Annotated in this window: 23 protein-coding genes and 2 pseudogenes; 17 read left to right on the forward strand and 8 right to left on the reverse strand. The window is 61.6% G+C overall.

Annotated elements, in window-relative coordinates; genetic code table 11:
* The first annotated feature begins 188 nt into the window (after positions 1-188).
* From V6765_RS20570 to V6765_RS20610, 9 genes are all read left to right on the forward strand, one after another.
* Complete coding sequence (locus V6765_RS20570; protein WP_448432273.1) at positions 189-1,181, forward strand: BMP family lipoprotein; 993 nt, start codon at positions 189-191, stop codon at positions 1,179-1,181.
* A gap of 141 nt (positions 1,182-1,322) precedes the next feature.
* Positions 1,323-2,828, forward strand: a complete 1,506-nt coding sequence (locus tag V6765_RS20575; RefSeq protein ID WP_448432275.1) for an ABC transporter ATP-binding protein — start codon at positions 1,323-1,325, stop codon at positions 2,826-2,828.
* Positions 2,829-2,835: 7 nt separating this feature from the next.
* Positions 2,836-3,948, forward strand: a complete 1,113-nt coding sequence (locus tag V6765_RS20580) for an ABC transporter permease (RefSeq protein ID WP_448432277.1) — start codon at positions 2,836-2,838, stop codon at positions 3,946-3,948.
* Between the two features lie 3 nt (positions 3,949-3,951).
* Positions 3,952-4,923 carry an ABC transporter permease gene (locus tag V6765_RS20585; RefSeq protein WP_448432279.1) on the forward strand — a complete coding sequence of 324 codons (972 nt, stop codon included), beginning with the start codon at positions 3,952-3,954 and terminating at the stop codon, positions 4,921-4,923.
* Between the two features lies 1 nt (position 4,924).
* A complete protein-coding gene (cdd, locus tag V6765_RS20590; protein WP_448432281.1) occupies positions 4,925-5,323 on the forward strand; it encodes a cytidine deaminase in 399 nt (132 codons plus the stop codon).
* Positions 5,320-6,114, forward strand: coding sequence for a purine-nucleoside phosphorylase (locus V6765_RS20595; RefSeq protein WP_448432283.1), 795 nt, complete (start codon positions 5,320-5,322; stop codon positions 6,112-6,114). Before cdd ends, V6765_RS20595 begins: the two co-directional genes overlap by 4 nt.
* Before the next feature lie 3 nt (positions 6,115-6,117).
* Positions 6,118-6,891 carry a deoxyribose-phosphate aldolase gene (gene deoC / locus V6765_RS20600; RefSeq protein ID WP_448432285.1) on the forward strand — a complete coding sequence of 258 codons (774 nt, stop codon included), beginning with the start codon at positions 6,118-6,120 and terminating at the stop codon, positions 6,889-6,891.
* Between the two features lie 4 nt (positions 6,892-6,895).
* Entirely contained in the window at positions 6,896-8,224 is a 1,329-nt protein-coding gene (gene deoA / locus V6765_RS20605) for a thymidine phosphorylase (protein ID WP_448432287.1), read from the forward strand.
* A 36-nt stretch (positions 8,225-8,260) separates the two neighbouring features.
* Positions 8,261-8,782: a hypothetical protein gene (locus tag V6765_RS20610; protein ID WP_448432289.1), complete on the forward strand. Its 522-nt coding sequence runs from the start codon at positions 8,261-8,263 to the stop codon at positions 8,780-8,782.
* Between the two features lie 34 nt (positions 8,783-8,816).
* On the opposite strand, the gene V6765_RS20615 is transcribed toward V6765_RS20610, so the two are convergent.
* From V6765_RS20615 to purU, 6 genes are all read right to left on the reverse strand, one after another.
* The gene (locus V6765_RS20615; protein ID WP_448432291.1) at positions 8,817-9,089 is read right to left on the reverse strand and encodes an usg protein; all 273 of its coding nucleotides are present in this window, start codon (positions 9,087-9,089) and stop codon (positions 8,817-8,819) included.
* A gap of 139 nt (positions 9,090-9,228) precedes the next feature.
* A complete protein-coding gene (locus tag V6765_RS20620; RefSeq protein ID WP_448432293.1) occupies positions 9,229-10,047 on the reverse strand; it encodes an aldo/keto reductase in 819 nt (272 codons plus the stop codon).
* A gap of 72 nt (positions 10,048-10,119) precedes the next feature.
* Positions 10,120-10,506 carry a hypothetical protein gene (locus V6765_RS20625; RefSeq protein WP_448432295.1) on the reverse strand — a complete coding sequence of 129 codons (387 nt, stop codon included), beginning with the start codon at positions 10,504-10,506 and terminating at the stop codon, positions 10,120-10,122.
* Positions 10,507-10,542: 36 nt separating this feature from the next.
* The gene (locus tag V6765_RS20630) at positions 10,543-10,872 is read right to left on the reverse strand and encodes a DUF883 family protein (RefSeq protein WP_448432297.1); all 330 of its coding nucleotides are present in this window, start codon (positions 10,870-10,872) and stop codon (positions 10,543-10,545) included.
* A gap of 87 nt (positions 10,873-10,959) precedes the next feature.
* Positions 10,960-11,166: a hypothetical protein gene (locus tag V6765_RS20635; protein WP_448432299.1), complete on the reverse strand. Its 207-nt coding sequence runs from the start codon at positions 11,164-11,166 to the stop codon at positions 10,960-10,962.
* 543 nt (positions 11,167-11,709) lie between these two features.
* Positions 11,710-12,594 (reverse strand): formyltetrahydrofolate deformylase, encoded by an 885-nt coding sequence (purU, locus tag V6765_RS20640; protein ID WP_448432301.1) that lies wholly within the window; start codon positions 12,592-12,594, stop codon positions 11,710-11,712.
* 321 nt (positions 12,595-12,915) lie between these two features.
* Here purU and V6765_RS20645 point away from each other — a divergent pair, with 321 nt between their 5' ends.
* A complete protein-coding gene (locus tag V6765_RS20645) occupies positions 12,916-14,013 on the forward strand; it encodes a glycoside hydrolase family 5 protein (protein WP_448432303.1) in 1,098 nt (365 codons plus the stop codon).
* A gap of 6 nt (positions 14,014-14,019) precedes the next feature.
* Here V6765_RS20645 and epmA read toward each other — a convergent pair whose 3' ends face one another.
* Positions 14,020-15,090, reverse strand: coding sequence for an EF-P lysine aminoacylase EpmA (gene epmA / locus V6765_RS20650; RefSeq protein ID WP_448432305.1), 1,071 nt, complete (start codon positions 15,088-15,090; stop codon positions 14,020-14,022).
* A gap of 133 nt (positions 15,091-15,223) precedes the next feature.
* On the opposite strand from epmA, the gene efp reads away from it, so the two are divergent.
* Positions 15,224-15,793, forward strand: coding sequence for an elongation factor P (efp, locus tag V6765_RS20655; RefSeq protein ID WP_448432307.1), 570 nt, complete (start codon positions 15,224-15,226; stop codon positions 15,791-15,793).
* 113 nt (positions 15,794-15,906) lie between these two features.
* On the opposite strand, the pseudogene V6765_RS20660 reads toward efp, so the two are convergent.
* A pseudogene (locus tag V6765_RS20660) lies at positions 15,907-16,077 on the reverse strand (branched-chain amino acid ABC transporter permease); the annotation flags it as partial.
* A 46-nt stretch (positions 16,078-16,123) separates the two neighbouring features.
* Here V6765_RS20660 and V6765_RS20665 point away from each other — a divergent pair.
* The 6 genes and pseudogenes from V6765_RS20665 to V6765_RS20690 all read left to right on the forward strand — a co-directional run.
* Positions 16,124-16,411: pseudogene (locus V6765_RS20665) on the forward strand (FCD domain-containing protein); the annotation flags it as partial.
* A 143-nt stretch (positions 16,412-16,554) separates the two neighbouring features.
* Positions 16,555-16,875, forward strand: a complete 321-nt coding sequence (locus V6765_RS20670) for an ArsR/SmtB family transcription factor (protein ID WP_448432309.1) — start codon at positions 16,555-16,557, stop codon at positions 16,873-16,875.
* Positions 16,872-17,348: an SRPBCC family protein gene (locus V6765_RS20675; protein ID WP_448432311.1), complete on the forward strand. Its 477-nt coding sequence runs from the start codon at positions 16,872-16,874 to the stop codon at positions 17,346-17,348. Before V6765_RS20670 ends, V6765_RS20675 begins: the two co-directional genes overlap by 4 nt.
* Before the next feature lie 131 nt (positions 17,349-17,479).
* Positions 17,480-18,757, forward strand: coding sequence for a cysteine desulfurase-like protein (locus tag V6765_RS20680; RefSeq protein ID WP_448432313.1), 1,278 nt, complete (start codon positions 17,480-17,482; stop codon positions 18,755-18,757).
* A gap of 76 nt (positions 18,758-18,833) precedes the next feature.
* Positions 18,834-19,625 (forward strand): ABC transporter substrate-binding protein, encoded by a 792-nt coding sequence (locus V6765_RS20685; RefSeq protein WP_448432315.1) that lies wholly within the window; start codon positions 18,834-18,836, stop codon positions 19,623-19,625.
* 124 nt (positions 19,626-19,749) lie between these two features.
* Positions 19,750-20,424 carry an amino acid ABC transporter permease gene (locus V6765_RS20690; RefSeq protein WP_448432317.1) on the forward strand — a complete coding sequence of 225 codons (675 nt, stop codon included), beginning with the start codon at positions 19,750-19,752 and terminating at the stop codon, positions 20,422-20,424.
* Positions 20,425-20,505: the final 81 nt, after the last annotated feature.

The raw sequence follows: 20,505 nt of genomic DNA on the forward strand, positions 1-20,505 counted from the left end.
GCTCCCTTTTCTCTTATCCTGTCCTGTTGATAACCACCCGCCATTTTTTACCCTTCGGGCAAATTTTGTGATGAAATTTTGTCTGAGCCGTGCAACGATGATGGCAGGGTCGGCCATTGCGCGCCGGCGACCTTCCCGGACAGGGGCCGGGATCTCAGGGTTTCACGCACAGGGAACAGAGCTGCGATATGAAGAAGACCATTTTGAGCCTTATGGCTGTAGCCGCCATGTCGACCACCGCGCTGGCCGCCGATTTCAAACCGGCGCTGGTCTACGGCACGGGCGGCAAGTTCGACAAATCCTTCAATGAATCCGCCTATAACGGCGCCGAAAAGTTCAAGGCCGACACCGGCGTTGAATACCGCGATTTCGAACCCACCGGCGACGCACAGGGCGAACAGGCGATTCTGAACTTCGCCTCGATGGGCTTCAACCCGGTCGTGGCGCTGTCGTTCGCCTGGAAGTCGGCTGTCGAAAAGATCGCGCCGCAGTTTCCCGATACCGAGTTCTACATCGTCGATGACGTGATCGACGCGCCGAACGTCCAGTCCGTCGTATTCAAGGAAGAGCAGGGCTCCTATCTGGTCGGCCTGCTCGGCGCGATGAAATCGGAAACCGGCACGGTCGGCTTTGTCGGCGGCATGGATATTCCGCTGATCCACAAATTCGGCTGCGGTTATGCCCAGGGCGCCCATGCGGCCAATGAAAACGTCAAGGTGCTGCGCAATTTCGTCGGCACCACGGGTGCTGCCTGGAACGACCCGGTCAAGGCCGGCGAGCTCACCAAGAACCAGATGGACCAGGGCGCGGACGTGATCTACGCGGCAGCCGGCGCCTCCGGCCTTGGCGTGCTGCAGGCCGCGGCTGACGCCGAGAAATATTCGATCGGCGTCGATTCCAACCAGAACTACGTTCATCCTGGCTCGGTTCTGACCTCGATGGTCAAGCGCGTCGACAACGCCGTCTACGATGCCTTCAAGGCGAGCCAGGACGGCAATTTCGAAGCCGGTGTCAACAGCCTCGGCGTTGCCGAGGACGGCGTGGGCTGGGCCTATGACGACAACAACAAGGCGCTGATCACCGAAGATATGATGGCCGCCGTCGAAAAGGCGAAGGAAGGCATCATCTCCGGCGAGATCGAAGTCCACGACTACGCCGTCGACAACACCTGCCCCTATTGATGTGAACCCTGGCGGGCGTCTGCGCGTGTTGCAGACGCCCGCCTTTTGATTTCCGCCCCGCCACTTTTTTAGTCAAGCGGGCGGCGCCAACCTGCCCGCCTGTCAATGGCTGCGGCAAGACCTGTTGGAGAGTAAGAGCATTTGAGCCCCGCGATCGAACTCATCGGCATCGACAAAAGCTTTGGCCCGGTCCATGCCAACAAGGACATCAATCTCACGGTTGAGAAGGGCACGATCCACGGCATTATCGGCGAAAACGGGGCGGGCAAGTCCACGCTGATGTCGATTCTCTACGGCTTCTACCAGGCCGATAATGGCGAGATTCGTGTTAACGGCGAGAAGCTGGTGATCGCCGACACCGATGTCGCGATCGATGCCGGCATCGGCATGGTCCATCAGCACTTCATGCTGGTGGAGGATTTCACCGTTCTGGAAAACATCATGCTCGGCGCTGAGGGCGGCGCGCTGCTTGCCAAGGGCGCAAGTGCGGCCCGCAAGGAACTGAAGCGGCTTGAAGAGGAATACGGCCTGGAGGTCGACCCCGACGCCGTGATCGAGGAATTGCCGGTCGGCCTGCAACAGCGCGTCGAAATCCTGAAGGCGATGTTTCGCGGCGCCGAAATCCTGATTCTCGACGAGCCGACCGGCGTGCTGACGCCGTCGGAAGCCGATCACCTGTTCCGCATCCTCGGCATGCTGCGCGACCAGGGCAAGACCATCATTTTCATCACCCACAAGCTGCGTGAGATCATGGCGATCACCGACAAGGTCTCCGTCATGCGCCGCGGCGAGATGGTTGCGACCCGCGAGACCGCCGAGACGACGGTGGAGGAGCTTGCCGAACTGATGGTCGGCCGCCGGGTGCTGCTGCGCGTGGAAAAGGGCGAGGCCAAGCCGGGCGATGTCGCGCTTTCGGTGCGCAACCTCACCGTTCACGACAGCCGCGGCGTGCCGATGGTCAAGAACGTCTCCTTCGATGTGCGCAAGGGCGAGATCGTTGGCATTGCCGGCGTCGCAGGCAACGGCCAGTCGGAGCTGCTGGAGGCGCTGTCGGGCATTCGCAAGCCGCATTCCGGCGAAATCTGGATCGATGGCAAGAAGGTCGTTCACGCCGATCCGGCGAAGATCCGGCAAGCAGGCGTTGCCCATATTCCCGAGGACCGCCACCATATGGGGCTGATCCTGCCGTTCGAGGAGCGCGAGAACAATATTCTCGGCTATCATCATCTTGAGAAATACGGCCGCGCCGGCGTTCTCGACCGTCAGGCGATCCTCGAGGACGCGCGCGAGAAGATCGAGAAATACGATATCCGTCCGCCAAACCCCATGCTGAAGACCGCCAACTTTTCCGGCGGCAACCAGCAGAAGATCGTGGTCGCCCGCGAGATCGAGCGCGATCCGGACATCCTGCTTGTCGGCCAGCCGACCCGCGGCGTCGATATCGGCGCGATCGAGTTCATCCACCGCCGCATCATCGACATGCGCGACAGCGGCAAGGCGGTGCTGCTCGTATCCGTGGAGCTTGACGAGATCCGCGCCCTTGCCGACCGCATCCTGGTGATGTTCGTCGGCGAAGTCGTCGGCGAAACCACGCCGACGGCAGACGAACAGAAACTCGGCCTGATGATGGCCGGGATAGCATCTTGAGGACCTCATGAGCGCCGCCAACACGCCCCTGCCCTCCTGGGTCACCTTCCTGCTGATGCCGCTGCTCAACCTCGTCACGGCGCTGGTGATTTCCGGCCTTGTGATCTGGATGATCGGCCAGAGCCCGTTCGAGGCGCTTGGCATTCTCATCAACGGCGCGCTTGGCAGCGGCATGGGCATTGGCTTCACGCTGTTTTACGCGACCAACTTCATCTTCACCGGGCTTTCGGTGGCGATGGCCTATCACGCCGGGCTGTTCAATATCGGCTCCGAGGGCCAGGCCTATGTCGGCGGGCTCGGCTGCGCGCTGGTGGCGCTGTCGCTGGGCAATTACGTGCCCTGGTATGTGACCATGCCTTTCGCCGTTCTGGGCGCGGGCATATTCGGCGCGGCCTGGGCCTTCATCCCGGCATGGCTGCAGGCCAAGCGCGGCAGCCATATCGTGATCACCACGATCATGTTCAATTTCATCGGCGCGGCGCTGATGGTCTATCTGCTGGTGCATGTGCTGAAGCCCGCCGGCGCGATGTCGCCGGAAACGCGCGGCTTCGCACTTGGCGGCCAGCTTCCGAACCTTGACTGGCTGATGGCGATGTTCGGGTCCAGGCTTGGTCCCGCGCCGCTCAACGTCTCCTTCATCATCGCGCTGGTCATGGGCGTCGCCGTCTGGTTCCTGATCTGGCGCACCAAGTTCGGCTATTCGGTGCGCGCGCTCGGCATGAGCAAGTCGGCCGCCACCTATGCCGGCATTCCCTATGCCCGCACGGTGATCGTCACCATGCTGCTGTCCGGCGGCCTTGCCGGCATGATGGCGCTCAATGTGGTGATGGGCTCGGCGGATCGCCTGCAGGTGGAGTTCGTCGGCGGCGCAGGCTTTGTCGGCATCGCCGTGTCGCTGATGGGCCGCAACCATCCGCTCGGCATCGTGCTCGCCGCAATCCTGTTCGGCATTCTCTACCAGGGCGGCGCGCAGCTTTCCTTCATGATGCCGCAGATCACCCGCGACATGATCGTGATGATCCAGGGTCTGGTCATCCTGTTCGCTGGCGCGCTGGAATTCCTCTACCGGCCGGCGCTGGTCAGGGTGTTTTCCAGACGACAGATGACGGCGGAGGCCTGAGCCATGCAGAGCATCGACATCATCATCGGCATGCTGGGCTCGACCATCCGCCTGTCTATTCCGCTGATCTTTACAGCGCTGGCCGGCCTGTTTTCCGAACGTTCCGGCATTTTCGACATCGGGCTCGAAGGCAAGATGCTGGCCTCGGCCTTTGCGGCCGCCGTCGTCGCCTATTACACCGGTTCGCCCTGGCTCGGGCTGCTCGGCGGTATTCTGATCTCGATCGTCTTCAGCCTTGTCCACGGCTATGCCTCGATCACCGCGCGCGGCAACCAGATCGTCTCGGGCGTCGCGCTCAACTTCGTGGCGGCGGGGCTGACCGTGGTGCTCGGCAACGCGTGGTTCCGCCAGGGCGGGCGCACGCCGCAGCTTGAAAACAGCGCCCGTTTCACCGGCATCGATTTTCCGGGCGCGGAAGCGGCAAGCCAGATGGGCTTTTTCGGCAAGCTCTATTCCGATGTCATTTCCGGCAACAATATCCTCGTCTATATCGCCTTCATCACCGTGCCGATCGTGTGGTGGGTGGTCTACAAGACCCGCTTCGGCCTGCGCCTGCGCGCCGTTGGCGAAAATCCAGGCGCGGTGGATACGGCGGGCATTTCGGTGACGTGGCTTCGCTACCGGGCGGTGATCCTTGCCGGCCTGCTCTGCGGTTTTTCCGGCACCTATCTCGCGATCGCGCAGTCCGCGTCGTTCATCAACAACATGTCGGCCGGCAAGGGCTATATCGCGCTCGCGGCGCTGATCTTCGCCAAATGGAAGCCGGTTCCGGTGATGTTTGCCTGCCTGCTGTTCGGCTTCCTCGAGGCGCTTTCCAATTTCATGCAGGGCAAATCCATGCCGCTGATCGGCGAGGTGCCGGTGCAGGTGTTCCAGGCCATGCCCTATATCCTCACCTGCGTCCTGCTTGCGGGCTTCATCGGCACCGCCCGCCCGCCCAAGGCCGGCGGCGTGCCCTATACCAAGGAGCGGTAAAATGGCGACACCCGCAGATCTGTTCGAGACCGCGCGCGCGGCGAGCGCCAAATCCTATTCGCCTTATTCCAAGTTTCCGGTGGGCGCGGCCATCCTCGCCGAGGACGGCAAGGTCTATGCCGGCACCAATGTCGAAAACCTCGCCTATCCGGAAGGCATCTGCGCCGAGGGCGTGGCGATCGGCCACATGATCATGGGCGGCGCGACGAAGATCAAGGCCGTCGCCGTCTATGCGCCGCGTCTGGCGCTGTGCTCGCCCTGCGGCGGCTGCCGCCAGAAGCTTGCCGAATTTTCCGATGCCGGGGCTGAGGTCTATCTCTGCGACGATGCCGGCGTGCGCGAAACCGTGACCGTCGGCGGCCTGCTGCCCCACGCCTTCGATACCGAGGACATCGGATGACCGAGGCAGCGCTTCTGTTGAAGGAGGCGCTTGGCGATCTTTCGCCGCGCCATGCCATCGTGCTCGGCTCCGGCCTCGGCGGTCTGGCGGACGAGATCGAAAACCCGACGCGCTTTGCCTTTTCGGAACTGCCCGGTTTCCCCGTCGGCGGGGTCAGCGGCCATCACGGCAGTCTCGTTGCCGGCCATCTTGCCGGCACGCCCGTGATCGTGCTTTCCGGTCGGGTGCACTATTACGAGCAGGGCGATGCTGCGGCGATGCGTTTGCCGCTCGAAACGCTAGCCGCTCTCGGAGTGGAAAACCTTATCCTCAGCAATGCCGCCGGATCGCTGCATGAGGACATGCCGCCCGGCTCGGTGATGCTGATCACCGACCACATCAATTACTCCGGCATGAACCCGCTGATCGGCGAAGCCTCCGACCGCCGGTTCACCGGAATGAACCGTGCCTATGACCGCGAACTCGCCGACGCCATGCGGACCGCGGCGGCCGATCTCGACATAATACTTGCGGAAGGCACATATATGTGGTTTTCAGGACCGAGCTTCGAAACGCCGGCGGAGATCCGCATGGCCCGGGTGCTCGGCGCCGACGCGGTCGGCATGTCGACGGTGCCCGAGGTCATTCTGGCGCGCTTTTTGGGTCTGAAGGTCGCCGCAGCCTCCGTCATCACCAATTTCGGGGCGGGTATGAGCCAGGGGGAGCTTGGCCATGACGAAACCAAGAAAATGGCGCCGATCGGCGGCCGCAAACTGGCCGCCATCGTCAAGCGCGCGATCGGCAGGGGGTAAGCCATGAAACACCACACGCTTCAGGAGGCCGCGTCGGTCTCGCTTTCGCTGCTTGACCTGACCAATCTGAACGACGACTGCACCGACAAGGATATCGAGGCGCTGCTGGAGCGCGCCCATACGCCCTACGGCACGCCGGCGGCGATCTGCATCTGGCCGCGCTTCGTCAGTCTTGCCCGGCAGATGCTCGGCCCCGACCACCTGATCAAGATCGCGACTGTGGTGAACTTCCCTGCAGGCGACATGTCGATCGCGGCCGTGGAAGAGGAGACCGAACAGGCGATCCGCGACGGCGCCGACGAAATCGACCTGGTGATCCCCTATGCCAAGCTGAAGGCCGGCAATGAATGGGCTGTCAGCGAGATGATCCGCGCCGTGCGTTTTCTCTGCCGCGAGCCCGTTCTGCTGAAGGTCATTCTGGAAACCGGTGAGCTGGCCGATGCCGGCCTGATCCGCAAGGCCGCGGAGCTCGCGATTGCCGAGGGCGCGGACTTCATCAAGACCTCCACCGGCAAAGTCAAGATCAATGCCACACTGGAAGCCGCCGACATCATGCTCGGCGTTATCCGCCAAACCGACCGCAAGGTCGGCATCAAGCCCGCCGGCGGCATTTCGTCGGTGCGCGACGCCCAGCTCTATCTGAGCCTTTCCGAAACCGTGATGGGCGAAGGCTGGGTGATGCCCACCACCTTCCGCTTCGGCGCGTCCGGCCTTTTGAACGACATCCAGGCCGTGCTGGACGGCAAGCAGTCGAGCGCTTCGGCTGGCGGCTACTGAGCCAATGCTCGCCCAGGAGATCATCCGCAGGAAACGCGACGGGTTGACGCTCTCGGGCGAGGAGATCGCCAGCTTCGTGCGCGCGCTCAGCGACGAAACGCTGTCGGAGGCGCAGGCCGCCGCCTTCGCCATGGCCGTGTTCTTTCGCGGCATGGACGAAGCGGAAACGGTGGCGCTGACGCTTGCCATGCGCGATTCCGGCCATGTGCTGTCCTGGCCCGGCATCGACCGCCCGATCGCCGACAAGCATTCCACCGGTGGCATCGGCGACAATGTCTCGCTGATGCTCGCGCCGATCGCGGCCGCAGCGGGGCTGGCCGTGCCGATGATTTCCGGCCGCGGGCTCGGGCCTTCCGGCGGCACGCTCGACAAACTGGAATCGATACCCGGTTACAGCATAAGCCCCGACGAAACGACGCTCCGGCGGGTCATAAGCGAGACCGGATGCGCGATCATCGGCCAGACGGCGGAACTCGCGCCGGCCGACAAGCGGCTCTATGCGATCCGCGACGTCACGGCCACGGTCGAATCCATGCCGCTGATCGTCTCCTCGATCCTGTCGAAAAAGCTCGCGGCCGGGCTGCAAACGCTGGTGCTGGACGTCAAATTCGGCAATGGCGCATTCATGACCGATCCCGATGACGCCAGAGCCCTCGCCCGCCTTCTGGTGCGGGTCGCCAACGGCGCGGGGCTCGCCACCACCGCGCTGGTCACCGACATGAAAGAGCCGCTCGCCGATGCCGTCGGCAATGCGGTGGAGATCGAAAACGCGCTGGCGTTTCTCAGGGGCGAAAAATCCGGAACGCGGCTTGAAGCCGTCGTGCTCGCCTTCGCCGCCGAGATGATCGCCAATGCCGGCCTTGCCGAAGACCATGACCACGCGCGCGAAATGGCGCTCGTGACGCTGAAAAGCGGCAGGGCGCTGGAGAGCTTCGGCCGGATGGTGACGGGCCTTGGCGGCCCGGCGGATTTCGTCGAGCGGTGGCAGAGCTATCTCCCCAAGGCCGCGATCATCCGCCCGGTCGAAACCCCCGCCTCCGGCTATCTTTCCGCTTGCGATGCCAGGGCGATCGGTCTGAGCGTGGTATCGCTCGGCGGCGGGCGGCAGCGTCCGACGGACCGCATCGACCACAGCGTCGGCTATTCCGGGCTGAAGCCGCTCGGTACCAGCATCGAGGCCGGCGAACCGCTCGCCATGCTTCATGCCGCCGGCGAGGACGATTGGCAACAGGCCGCCGCCAGCCTGCGCGCGGCCATCACGATCGCCGACAAACCACCGGCAGAACGCCCGCTCATCCTCGACCGGGTCGACCTGCGGGCCGACGACCTGTAGTCTCAGTCACACATGCATCAGCAGAAGGACGCACCGATGACCTTCAAGACCCTGCTCGCCATTCTCGTTCTCTCCGCCCCGGCCTTTGCCGCCGACCCGACAGAGCCGGTGCGCGAGGTCATGGCCGTGACGGAGAACAACTGGGCCGAAGGCGCCTCGGACTACGAGCCGCTGTTTTCCGAAAAACGCCTGTCCCGTCTGTTCAGCGCGGATTTCCAGACGCTTTATGCCGAGGCGATGGAAACGCCCTATGCCGAGGAAGCCGGCTCACCCTTCGACTACGACGTCGTGACCAACGCCCAGGACGGTTGTCCGCTCGAAAACGTTATGATCTCGTCGCCAACCCGGGACGGTGCGGCAACCCATGTCACGGTGGAGTTCCAGTCATTCGCCTGCATGGGCGACGCCGATGAATACCAGATCTATTCGACCGCGCGCTTCGTCCTCGTCGAGGAAGACGGCGTTGCCCGTATCGACGATATCCTTGCCACCAATCCCGACGGCATCGCGATCTCGGCCAAGGAGCAGCTGCAGGCCGTGATCGATACCGAGGAGTGAGCCCGGCGGCTTTCCGACTGGTGCCGATATCAACTCAGTGGATCGTGAACTCGCCCGACACCTGTCGCCATTCATTGGGGCCGATCAGCCGTCTGTGGGCGTATCGAACGGAATGCAGCGGCCCGTCGAGCTTTTCCCGCCAGAAGTCGAGGAATTTGTGCATCTCGGGAAAGTCGGGGGCGAGATCGTAGTCCTGCCAGACATAGGTCTGTAGCAGGCTTTCGAAATCCGGCAGGCGGTAGAGGATATGCGCGGTCGTCAGCCCGTAGCCGGCGAGCTGCAATTCGAAGTCCGATGCAAGTTTCATGGTCCACCTCATTATCGTTGACAATATCAGAGGCTGACGTATTTTGCCGGCGGCTTCAATCTGAAAATTTCGTTTTAATAAACAAATTCAATATCTTGGCAGCACATCGCCCTGAGTGCTGCCAAGATATCCGGAAGACTCAGTCCCATTCCGGCGCCCATTCCGGATCGATCAATCGCATGCCCGCATCGAGTTCGCGGATGCGCATGACCTCCTCGCCGGAGAGCCGGATCGACGCCGCCTCCAGATTGGACTTCACCCGTTCGGGCCGGCTGGAGGTGGGGATCACCACATGGCCTTCCGCCATCAGAAAGGCGAGCGCGATGACGCCTTCGCCGGTCTCATGCGCGTCCGCCACTTCCTTCAAGATCGGATTGCCCACGACCATGCCCTGGGCAAGCGGCGAGTAGGCCGTGAGCGCGATATCGTGCGCCCGGCAGTAATCGGCCACGACCCTGTTCTGGTTGAACACGTGGCACTCGACCTGATTGGTGGAAATCTTGCGATCGCCGAGAAGGCGCGCGGCTTCTGCCAGCAGGGTCGTGTTGAAATTGGAAACGCCGATGCGTTTGGTCAGGCCATCGTCATAGACCGCGGCGAGTTCACCGATATAGTCCTCGAACGCCGGACCGTCCGGGCGGCCGGGCCAGTGCAGCAAAAGCAGATCGAGCTTGTCGAGCCGCAGCCGCGCCATACTCTCCTCCACGCTCGGGCGGAAGGAGCCGTGCCCGTAATTGTCGATCCAGACCTTGGTGGTGACGAAGATATCCGCGGGCGTGAAGCCGGAATCGGAAATCGCATTGCCGACTTCGGTTTCATTATCATAGGCCTGGGCGGTGTCGATGTGGCGGTAGCCTGCCTCGAGAGCGGCGATCACCGTCTCATAGGCCTCGCTGTCATTCCGCTTCCAGGTTCCGAATCCCATCTGCGGTATGCCGTTGACGGTCTTCATGGTCATGTATCATTCCCTGCGACGCGCGAACGGAAATCAGGCGGCATGCTCGCCGCCTGTTTTCCGTTGCCGTCGTCGTCAATTCTTTTTCTGGTAGGCGCGCATCAGCACGAAGGCCAGCGCGGCGATGGAGGCAACGCCCGTGATCGGCTTCTGGTTGATCATGGTTGGCACGACGCCGACCACGCTTTGAAGCATCTCCTCGGTCGCATATTTCGCGGCGCGGAAACGCCGCCGCTCCATGCGGTTCATCATCATCGCATAGGCAAGGACGAACAGCGCCAGCGCGAGCGAAGCGATGGCGATCGTTAACGTGGCGCCAAGGGGGCCAAATTTTTCCGCAAGATAGATGGCAAGCGCTGCAACGCCGCTGACAAAGGCGGCGAGAAACAGAAAGAACAGAATAACGGCGACAACCGCGTTCCGCTTGGCTGAACGCGCAATGATGCGGCCATCCACTGCCATGGCGGCCGCCACGAGTGATATGAGCCGATCCATCATCTAGCGCCGCGTCAGGAGCGCCATCAGAAATCCGAACCCTGCAGCCATCAGGATCGACTGAAGCGGACGGCTGCGGATATGATCCTCAACATCTTCCTCGAATGAAAGCGCCTCGTCGCGAGCGCGGTCATAGGCGTCCTGGCCGCTCTTGATCGCATCGTCGCGGAACTTCTCGGCCTTGACGCGGGCGTCACTGGCCTTCTGATTGCCAAGCGCGCCGATCATCTTCGTCAGTTCGGCGATATCGCCGCGCAGTTGATCAATCTGCGCCTGAATGTCGGCTTCCGTCGTCTTGCCCGCCTGGGCTTCCGTCGATTTATTGGCTACCATTGTGAACTCCTGAATTTAGGCTACTTCCTTACGATAACGCCCGAGCATGATCCTTGTTCCAGATCAAAGCAACCGGCAACGGAAAAATCAGCCCGCCAGAGCTTGGTCAGGGCCCTCACGATAAAAGGTTTCCACATGGGTGCGGATGGCAAGGCGCAGTTCTTCCATCGTCTCGTAGAACCGGCCGTCGAGACCATGCACGTGAAACTTCACCGCCACGAACTTCAAGCGACCGTTTTCGGGGATGACGATACCGACCGGCTGGCCGGCGAATTCAACCATCTGCTTTTTCATGAAATGCACCTCCGACCCTTGAAAAGCGGCCGGCCTCTTATGTTTTAGACGTATGTTTTCAACCTGCGTGTGCAGTCTGACGCATATGAAACCGGGCGCTTCTCAGGGCAAAGCCAAAGCCGGGCTCCGGTTGATGGGTCAGGCCGCACTGCCTTTCGAAGGACAGACGCAAAACAGGACATAATTGAGATATCGGCGTTGATTGATTTCTAAAGTATCCATCTCGACGGGCATCGAACGCCTCCTCTCCTTGAAGCGGCACAGGGCCGCATTCCGGTTATCGTGATAGCCAAAACCGGCCACGAATACCAGAGTTATATTTTACCGATAATGAGGATATTCTTCAAATTCATGACACAAACGCTCGAAAAATTGAAATTTATTTTCCGGGCGAAAGCACCGATGGGTCCGTAATCCTCCGCCTTCCCATAGATAGCGCGAGGCAAACGACGAACAAGGGCCCGGCCGATAAAATTGACCGCCAGTCAACAAATACAATTCCTGGATGCAGCCTGAATTGTGACCGCGTTGCGGGACGGGGCCTCAGCCCATCCGCTCGGAGGCGTAGGAGCCGGCAGACGGCGCGAATATCACCGTCCGGTTGCCGTTGATGAAGACCCGGTGATGAATATGCGCGTGGATGGCGCGGGCGAGCACCAGCGCCTCGACATCGCGCCCCAGCGCCACATAATCATCCGGGCTTTGGGCATGGGTGATGCGCACCGTTTCCTGCTCGATGATCGGCCCCTCATCGAGATCCGGCGTTACGTAATGCGCGGTGGCGCCGATCAGCTTCACGCCGCGCTGATAGGCCTGTTTGTAGGGGTTGGCGCCCTTGAAGGACGGCAGGAAGGAATGATGGATATTGATCACCCTTCCCTCCATCTTCCGGCACAGCGCATCGGAAAGCACCTGCATGTAACGCGCCAGCACCACGAGTTCGGTATCGGTCTGGTCGATCAGCTCCATCAACCGCGCCTCTGCCGCCGCCTTGTTCTCCTTGTTCACCGGAATATGGAAGAACGGGATATCGTGGTTGACCACCAGCTTCTGGTAATCGAGGTGGTTGGAAACGATCCCGACGATGTCGATCGGCAGCGCGCCGATACGCCAGCGATAGAGCAGGTCGTTGAGGCAATGGCCGAAGCGCGAGACCATGATCAGCGTCTTCATCCTGTAGGAGCCGTCATGGAACTTGTAATCCATCGAAAACGGGGCCGCGATCGCCTCGAAACCGTCTTTCAGACTGTCGAGGCTGGCGCCGGTTTCGGAAATGAAGCTGATGCGAATGAAGAACCGGCCGGTGTCCAGATCGTCATATTGCGAACTGTCGATGATGTTGCAGCCCTCGGTGGCGAGATAGCCGGAAATCGCGGCAACGATGCCACGCGTGGACGGGCAGGTCACCGTAAGCACATAATCATTCATAGCCGTCTCCCATTCCTTGAGCGCCAGCCGGTCGCGGCGGCCGATCGGTCATAAAAGCTTGCGGCAGCGCTTTCAACCGCTGCCGTGTCCAGCGCATCAGACTATGGGCGGGGCGATCGCGCTTTTGCATTGGCGACGCATAAAGGTCGATTGCCGCCACGCAAGCAGGCTAAGGTCGGTCATAACTGGAAAAACGACGGCCGGGAAACCAAATAAGCTATGTCGCCGTATCATTGACAAAGGTGTGCGCTATATTCCTGTTAATTCATCGCTGCTACCATAGAGGCGCCATCTGATGGAGCCATGTCCGGAGTTTTGTGAATGCCAAGTCTGAAAGGGTTTTTGCCGTGCCCCAGCGCCTCTGCCAGCCTCAGGAAGCTGTTTTTTACGGCGGCGGTTTCGCTGACCGCGCTTTCGGTATCCGTTCAGGCCGGCATGGCCGCGGCTTGTGAGATGAGCCTGCGCGGCATCAATGTCGCCGGCGCCGAATTCGGCAAGCCGGGCGATCCCTATGGCGAGGGCTATATCTATCCCACCAAGGAAACCATCGATTCGCTTGCCAATGACAAGTTCAACGCCATACGCCTGCCCTTTCTGTGGGAGCGCCTCCAGCCGCAGTTGAACGGCATTCTGGATGACACGGAACTGTCGCGCATTCAGGCGACGGTAGATGACGCACATGCCAACAACATGGTGGTGATCCTCGACCCCCATAATTACGCGCGTTATCGCGGCGAGGTGATCGGCAGCCCCAATGTGCCGGTCGAAGCCTTCGCCGATTTCTGGAAGCGCCTCAGCTCCGTGTTCGCCAATGACGAGGACGTGATCTTCGGCCTGATGAACGAGCCGCACGATATCGAGGCCGCGGACTGGCTGACGGCCGCCAACGCGGCGCTGAAATCGATCCGCGATATCGGCGCCGGCAATCTCGTGCTCGTGCCCGGCACCGCCTGGTCCGGCGCGCATAGCTGGAGCCAGAGTTTCTACGGCAACTCCAACGCCTCCGTCATGACCGGCGTGCAGGACCCCGTCGACAATTTCGCGTTCGAGGTGCACCAATATGCCGATGACGACTTTTCCGGCAAAGCTGACAACTGCAACAAGATCGACGGCGCCGTGAGCGCCATCCAGAGCTTCACCAACTGGCTGAACGCCAATGATTACCAGGGCTTCCTCGGCGAATTCGGCACCTCCGACCAGCTTTCCTGCCTCAAGGGGCTGAAGCAGATGGTCGACATCATCGAGCAAAATCCCAAGGCCTGGATCGGCTGGGCATATTGGGCAAGCGGCGAATGGTGGCCGAAAAATTCGCCGATGATCATCCAGCCGGATCTGCGCAATGGCGGCAAGGCGCAGCTCACCACGCTGCAGCCGGTCCTGAACGAACCGGACACGCGGCTCGCCTGCAACGCCCACTAAAATCTTCTAGCTTCCGGCCACGGGCGCCCAAAGCACGTCTTCGATGCGGCGGGCGCCGGTGGCGAGAATCGCCAGCCTGTCGAAGCCGAGCGCGATGCCGCTTGCCGGCGGCATGATCCTGAGCGCGTCGAGGAAATCCTCGTCGATCGGATAGGTCTCGCCGTAGATGCGCTGTTTTTCAGCCATGTCGGCGACAAAGCGCCGGCGCTGCTCGTCGGCATCGGTCAGTTCGCCGAAGCCGTTGGCAAGCTCAACGCCGCAGACATAGAGTTCGAAACGCTCGCTGACCCGCGGATCGGCCTCGCTCTTGCGCGCAAGGGCCGCCTCGCAGGCGGGATAGGCATCCAGCACCGTGGCCGCGCCATGGCCAAGTTCCGGCTCGACCTTTTCCACCAGCACGCGCGAGAACATATCCGACCAGCTATCGTCCGGGCCATAGCGAAGCCCCGCCTTGTCCATGCGGGCGGCAAGGGCCTCACGGTCCCCCTCCCCGTCACATCCGATCGTCGCCAGAAGATCGATCCCGGCAAAACGTTCAAAGGCCTCGGCAACGTTTAGCCGCTGGATGGCTGCGAACGGGTCGCAGGCACTGCCGCGCCACGAGAACTGCGTCGCCCCCGCCGCCTTTGCCGCCAGCGCCAGCAGCGCCTGGCAATCCGCAAACAATCGCTCATAGGGCGCGTGGGCGCGATACCATTCCACCATTGTGAATTCGGGATGATGCAGCGGCCCGCGCTCGCGATTGCGATAGACGCGGGAAAAACAGACCAGCCGCTCCTCACCCGCCGCCAGCAGTTTCTTGGCGGTGAATTCCGGCGATGTGTGCAGATACATCTGCTGTCCAGCACCGTCATTGCCGATCATGGTGGCGGCAAAGGCGTGAAGATGGGTTTCGTTGCCGGGCGAGACCTGCAGCGCCGGCACATCGGCCTCGATGAAATCCTCGGCGGCAAACCAGGCGCGCATCGCCGCCATCATTCGGTTGCGGGCGAGAAGCGCCGGCCTTCGGTCCGCATGGCGGTCGGGACGCCACCACGCTCCGTCGCCCGCTTCTCTTCTGTCAGTCGGCTTGTTCATATGGGTTTCCGAGCCCTCACAGGCGGTTTGCGGCGTTTGGCACTGGCATTAAGGTGCAATTTGCGTTAGTCCCGCTCTCACAATTCAAGAAGGATTGCGGCCAGAGGCCGCGCTTTGAAAGCAAGGAAGTTTCATGGTCAAGGTCATCGCCTCGTCGCTGCGCAAGGGTAATGTCGTCGATGTCGACGGCAAGCTCTATGTCGTGCTCACCGCCCAGAATTTTCACCCCGGCAAGGGCACGCCCGTTACCCAGGTGGACATGCGCCGGATCGCCGACGGCGTCAAGGTTTCGGAGCGCTGGAAGACGACGGAACAGGTCGAGCGCGCCTTTGTCGAGGACAATGACCACACCTTCCTCTACGCCGATGGCGAAGGCTATCACTTCATGAACCCGGAGACCTACGACCAGCTCACCATGAGCGCGGACGATGTCGGCGATGCCGCCGCCTATCTCTCCGAAGGCATGACGGTGATCCTTTCGATCCACGAGGGCGTGGCGATCGCGATCGAACTGCCGCGTCAGGTGACGCTGGAAATCACCGAGACCGAGCCGGTGGTCAAGGGCCAGACCGCCTCGTCCTCCTACAAGCCCGCCATGCTCTCCAACGGCGTGCGCACCATGGTGCCGCCCCACATCGACGCCGGCACCCGCGTCGTCATCCTCACCGAGGACGGCTCCTATGTGGAACGCGCCAAGGACTGAGCGGCATTCGGTCCGCGAACCTTCCGGCAAACAATCTCTCCCCTTGAGGGAGAGATTAAGTCTGCATCGCCTTTTTGCTGCGACCAACAAGGAAGCGATCTGAGGCTCAATGGTCACAGCGCCGTCGTCTTGCGGCGGCGCCTGATATGCGCTCCGAGAATGCCCTGCGGGCGCACCAGCAGGATGACGCAGAGCATGACGCCGATGGCGACGATCTGGAGCGAGGCCGCCCGGGCCTGCTGATCGGTCGGCACCAGCGCGGAGAGAGCGGCACCAGAGCCGGCCCGCGAGGCGACGCTCAACCAGAAATTCCCTTTCGCGTTCTACCGCTGCAGCGGGTCTTCCGTGCTGCTGATGACCGAGAGCCTTTGGCCGCAATCCGGCCCCTGCACGCGCCATGCCACCTACGCCTTCTCGCGCGCAATCAACGATCGGGTCAGCCCCGAGGTGGATTACGACCACCGCGCCATGGTGAACGCGCTTGAACGGCGCGATCCGGATGCCGCGCGCACAGCACTGGCCACCGATATCACGAAACGTCTGAAAACAAGTAGAATCAATGCCTTGCGCCTTGCTACAAATTTAAACCGGACAGCAGTGGGTCAAGCCCGAAGATGACGTCCGATAAAGGGATAGGTTTGTCGGCAGTCTGAGGGCGTCGGATTTCCGGCGCCTTTTTTGCCGCCCAAAATGCAGGTAAAAAACTGCGCTTTACATGCAGGTAAATACCTGCATAATGACGGGCGTTGAAAGTGAGGACCATGGATACCGATACCGTTTTCAAGGCGCTGGCCGATCCGACACGCCGCAAGCTGCTCGACCTTCTGTGCGAGCGGAACGGGCAGACCCTCGGCCAGCTCTGCGAAAACCTCGACATGACCCGCCAGTCGGCCACCCAGCATCTCGGCCTTCTGGAAAAGGCCAATCTCGTCACCAGCGTCCGGCGCGGGCGGGAGCGGCTGCATTTCATCAATCCTGTGCCGCTCTACGAAGTCTACGAGCGGTGGGTGCGCAAGTTCGAGCACCAGCGGCTCAACCTGCTGCACGACCTCAAGACAGAGCTCGAAGGAGACAGCAAATGACAGATCAAACGACCCGGCAGACAACCACATTCGTCTACGTGACCTACATCGCCTCGACGCCTGAGAAAGTGTTCGAGTCCATCATCAAGCCGGAGGTGACGCGCCGCTATTGGGGCCACGATAACGTGTCCGACTGGCGGCCAGGCTCACGCTGGCAGCATGTCCGCGACAACGAGCAGCGTACTGTCAATCTCGTCGGCGAGGTGATCGAAAACACGCCGCCCACACGCCTGGTGGTAAGCTGGGCAAACGAGTCGGAGGCCGCGGACCCGCTAGCCTACAGCCGGGTAACCTTCGATATCGAACCCTATGAGGAGATGGTGCGGCTTACCGTGACGCATGATGACCTAGTGGTCGGCAGCGGTATGGCGAACGGCGTCACCAAGGGCTGGCCGATCGTGCTGTCCAGCATGAAATCCTATCTCGAAACCGGCCGCGGCCTCGACGTTTTCGCCAAGCCCAAGGCGGCCTGAAGAAAGGGGCGCATCAAGAATAACAAGAGAGATAGTTGAAATCTGAAATATCTTGTGATCAAATAATCAAAACAAAATTATGCAGACGGGCGGCAGATCGCCGTCCGTCGGGAACGACACAGGATAAGCCGATGAATATGCAGACCGAATCCGCCCCGCTCAGCAACAGCTTTCCGGTTGACGAGATCCGGTCCCTGTTCCCGGCGATCGCCAAGGCCGGCGATTTCGTCTTCCTCGAAAACGCCGGCGGCGCGCAGGTGCCGCAAAGCGTGGTGGACGCTGTCACCAATCACCTGATCGATGCCAACGTCCAGCGCATGGCAAGCTACGAGCACAGCGCCCGCGTCGACGCCGGGCTGGAGGCCGCGCGCGAAAGCGTTGCCGTGCTGATCAATGCCTATCGGCCGGAGGAGATTTCCTTCGGCCTCAACGCCACCTCGTTCATCCGCCTCGTCAGCCTCGGCATCGCCAGGATGCTGGACGAGCGCAACGAGATCGTGGTTACCGACATGGACCACGACGCCAATATCGCGACGTGGCTGGCGCTCCAGGAAAACGGGGCGAAGATCGTCTGGTGGCGGATGCGCGAGGACGGAACGCTCAACCCGGAAGACCTGAAGCCGCTTGTCAACGCGCGCACCCGGCTGGTCGCCTGCACGGCAACCTCGCACGCGATCGGCACCGTGGTCGATGTCGCAGCCGTCGGCCGCATCGCCCATGCCGCCGGCGCGGAGGTCTTCCTCGACAGTGTCCATTTCGGCCCACACGGGCTGATCGACGTTCAGGCCTGGGATTGCGACTATCTGGTCTGCTCGGGCTACAAGAACTTTTCACCGCATATGGGCTTTCTGTGGGGACGCTATGACGCGCTCTGCAGGCTTCCCACCTTCAAGGAAGACTTCATCCCCGACGTGCCGCCCTACAAGATCGAGGTTGGCACCTTTCCCTATGAGAATGTCGCGGGCATGGATGCCGCCGTGCGTTATCTCGAAAGCGTCGGCGAGCGGTTCCTGCCGTCCGGCGAACACAGCCGCCGTGCGGCGATTGGCGCGGCGATGGGGGCGATCCGCGATTACGAGATGATCCTGGCCAGGGAAATGCTCTCCGTGTTGAAGCGCCACGGCGCGGTGATCTACGGCATTTCCGACAATGACAGGCTCGGGCAACGGGTGCCGACAATCTGCTTCAACATACCGGGCCTTGCACCAAAGACGCTTTCGGAGGAGATGGGCAAAAGACGCATCGGTATTCGCGACGGGCATATGTTCGCGCCGCGCCTGATGGCGCGCCTCGGCCTTGCGATGGACAGCGGCGCGGTGCGCGTCTCGCTGCTGCATTACAACAAGCTTGAAGAAATCGAACGCTTTGACACAGTGCTTGGCGAGATCATCGCCGCGCACAAAAGCTGAAGCGTCACGATGCCGGCGGCGCGAGAGCGCGTCGCCACAAACCGCATGCGGTCACCACCAGAGGGAGAATGAAAAAATGATGCTTACCCGCCGCCACGCCATCATGCTTGCAACGGCAATCGGACTTGCCGCCGGAAGCCTTTCGGCAGCAGCAGCCGAGCCTTTCCGCATCGGCGCCTATCCCAGCAATCCGCCGTTCGAATACAAGAATGCCAGCGGCGCTTTCGAGGGCTTCGAGGTGGATATCGCCACCGAAGCCGCCAAGCGCGCCGGCCTCGAGCCGGAAATCGCCGATTACGGTTTCCAGGCGCTGTTTGCCGCCACCACATCGGGCCGTATCGATGGCGCGATTTCCTCGATCACGATCACCCCGGAACGCCTGGAATCGCAATCCTTCACCCAGCCCTATTACGATTCCGACATGGGCATCGCCGTCAAGGAAGGCATCACGCTTTCCGGCACTGAAGAGCTGAAGGACAAGACCGTCGGCGTGCTCTCCGGTTCCACCGGCGCGAAATGGGTCGATGAAAACAAAGAGAGCCTCGGCATCAAGTCGGTCAAGGGCTACAACGCCCAGCAGGACATGTTTCTTGATCTCGGCGCGGGCCGCGTCGATGCCGTCGTCTCCGACATTCCGGGCATGGAATACCTGTTCACCAAGATGAAGGGCTTCGAGGTCGCCGCGCGGATCAAGACCGGCGAGCAGTATGGCATGATGATGGGCAAGGATCATCCGCAGCTCGACGCCATCAACGAGGCGATCACCACGATGAAGGAAGACGGCACCATGGCCGAGTTCCACGAAAAGTGGTTCGGCTCGGCGGCGCCGGCCAATTCCTCCACCGTCACGGTCTTCGCCATCCCGTGATCGCGCATGACGGAGGGCGTCGCGGCGCCCTCCTCTCTTCTTGCCGCCGCAAGGCATGGCCGGAAGACGTCGCGTCCAACAGACGCGGCAAGACGCATGTCACGCTCACCGAAAGTTGCCGCCGATGACCCTCGTCGAAACCTTCTTCAACACCGAAGTGCTTGCCGCGAGCATGCCGCTCCTTTTGCGCGGGCTGATGAACACGCTGATCCTCGGCGTGCTTGCCATCGTGATCGGCGTCAGCGCCGGACTTTTGATCTGCGTATTGCGTCTCTACGCGCCGAAGCCGATCCGGTTTCTGACGGTCGCCTATATCGACGTGTTCCGCGCCATGCCGGTGCTGGTGGTGCTGATCCTGGTCTATTACGCCCTGCCCTTTGTCGGCATCCGCTTTTCCGCCTGGACGTCCGCGATCCTGTCGTTTTCGATGGTGATGGCCGCCTATTCGGCGGAAGTGTTCCGCTCCGGCATCGAAAGCGTCCCGAACGGGCAGTTCGAGGCAGCCTCGGCCCTTGGCCTGTCCTTTCCGGTCACCCTGTGGAAGGTCATCCTGCCGCAGGCGATAAGGATCGTGATCCCGCCGACCACCAGCAATTGCGTTTCAATGTTCAAGGATACCGCGCTCGCCTCCACCGTTGCGATGCCCGAACTCCTCAAGGAGGCGCAGGACGCGCAGGCGTTTTACGCCAATCCGACGCCGCTGATCGGCGCGGCGATTATCTATCTGGTGTTCCTGCTGCCGCTGGTGCGCCTCGTGGCCGTTCTGGAACAGCGGTTCCGCCGGGCGAAAACCCGCTAAGCGCCCCCGCGCGCTTGACTTTGATGCCTCTTGCCCCGACAGACGGTGAAAGGCTCGCACCACCACCGGGAGAGAGGCGCA

It is taken from the genome of Martelella sp. FOR1707, from assembly GCF_053484265.1.

What these genes read in the sequence shown, in the direction of transcription:
- V6765_RS20570 (WP_448432273.1), top strand. Translation starts at nt 189, where the DNA reads ATGAAGAAGACCATTTTGAGCCTTATGGCTGTAGCCGCCATGTCGACC.
- V6765_RS20580 (WP_448432277.1), top strand. Translation starts at nt 2,836, where the DNA reads ATGAGCGCCGCCAACACGCCCCTGCCCTCCTGGGTCACCTTCCTGCTG.
- V6765_RS20585 (WP_448432279.1), top strand. Translation starts at nt 3,952, where the DNA reads ATGCAGAGCATCGACATCATCATCGGCATGCTGGGCTCGACCATCCGC.
- cdd (WP_448432281.1), top strand. Translation starts at nt 4,925, where the DNA reads ATGGCGACACCCGCAGATCTGTTCGAGACCGCGCGCGCGGCGAGCGCC.
- V6765_RS20595 (WP_448432283.1), top strand. Translation starts at nt 5,320, where the DNA reads ATGACCGAGGCAGCGCTTCTGTTGAAGGAGGCGCTTGGCGATCTTTCG.
- deoC (WP_448432285.1), top strand. Translation starts at nt 6,118, where the DNA reads ATGAAACACCACACGCTTCAGGAGGCCGCGTCGGTCTCGCTTTCGCTG.
- deoA (WP_448432287.1), top strand. Translation starts at nt 6,896, where the DNA reads ATGCTCGCCCAGGAGATCATCCGCAGGAAACGCGACGGGTTGACGCTC.
- V6765_RS20610 (WP_448432289.1), top strand. Translation starts at nt 8,261, where the DNA reads ATGACCTTCAAGACCCTGCTCGCCATTCTCGTTCTCTCCGCCCCGGCC.
- V6765_RS20615 (WP_448432291.1), bottom strand. Translation starts at nt 9,089, where the DNA reads ATGAAACTTGCATCGGACTTCGAATTGCAGCTCGCCGGCTACGGGCTG.
- V6765_RS20620 (WP_448432293.1), bottom strand. Translation starts at nt 10,047, where the DNA reads ATGACCATGAAGACCGTCAACGGCATACCGCAGATGGGATTCGGAACC.
- V6765_RS20625 (WP_448432295.1), bottom strand. Translation starts at nt 10,506, where the DNA reads ATGGCAGTGGATGGCCGCATCATTGCGCGTTCAGCCAAGCGGAACGCG.
- V6765_RS20630 (WP_448432297.1), bottom strand. Translation starts at nt 10,872, where the DNA reads ATGGTAGCCAATAAATCGACGGAAGCCCAGGCGGGCAAGACGACGGAA.
- V6765_RS20635 (WP_448432299.1), bottom strand. Translation starts at nt 11,166, where the DNA reads ATGAAAAAGCAGATGGTTGAATTCGCCGGCCAGCCGGTCGGTATCGTC.
- purU (WP_448432301.1), bottom strand. Translation starts at nt 12,594, where the DNA reads ATGAATGATTATGTGCTTACGGTGACCTGCCCGTCCACGCGTGGCATC.
- V6765_RS20645 (WP_448432303.1), top strand. Translation starts at nt 12,916, where the DNA reads ATGCCAAGTCTGAAAGGGTTTTTGCCGTGCCCCAGCGCCTCTGCCAGC.
- epmA (WP_448432305.1), bottom strand. Translation starts at nt 15,090, where the DNA reads ATGAACAAGCCGACTGACAGAAGAGAAGCGGGCGACGGAGCGTGGTGG.
- efp (WP_448432307.1), top strand. Translation starts at nt 15,224, where the DNA reads ATGGTCAAGGTCATCGCCTCGTCGCTGCGCAAGGGTAATGTCGTCGAT.
- V6765_RS20670 (WP_448432309.1), top strand. Translation starts at nt 16,555, where the DNA reads ATGGATACCGATACCGTTTTCAAGGCGCTGGCCGATCCGACACGCCGC.
- V6765_RS20675 (WP_448432311.1), top strand. Translation starts at nt 16,872, where the DNA reads ATGACAGATCAAACGACCCGGCAGACAACCACATTCGTCTACGTGACC.
- V6765_RS20680 (WP_448432313.1), top strand. Translation starts at nt 17,480, where the DNA reads ATGAATATGCAGACCGAATCCGCCCCGCTCAGCAACAGCTTTCCGGTT.
- V6765_RS20685 (WP_448432315.1), top strand. Translation starts at nt 18,834, where the DNA reads ATGATGCTTACCCGCCGCCACGCCATCATGCTTGCAACGGCAATCGGA.
- V6765_RS20690 (WP_448432317.1), top strand. Translation starts at nt 19,750, where the DNA reads ATGACCCTCGTCGAAACCTTCTTCAACACCGAAGTGCTTGCCGCGAGC.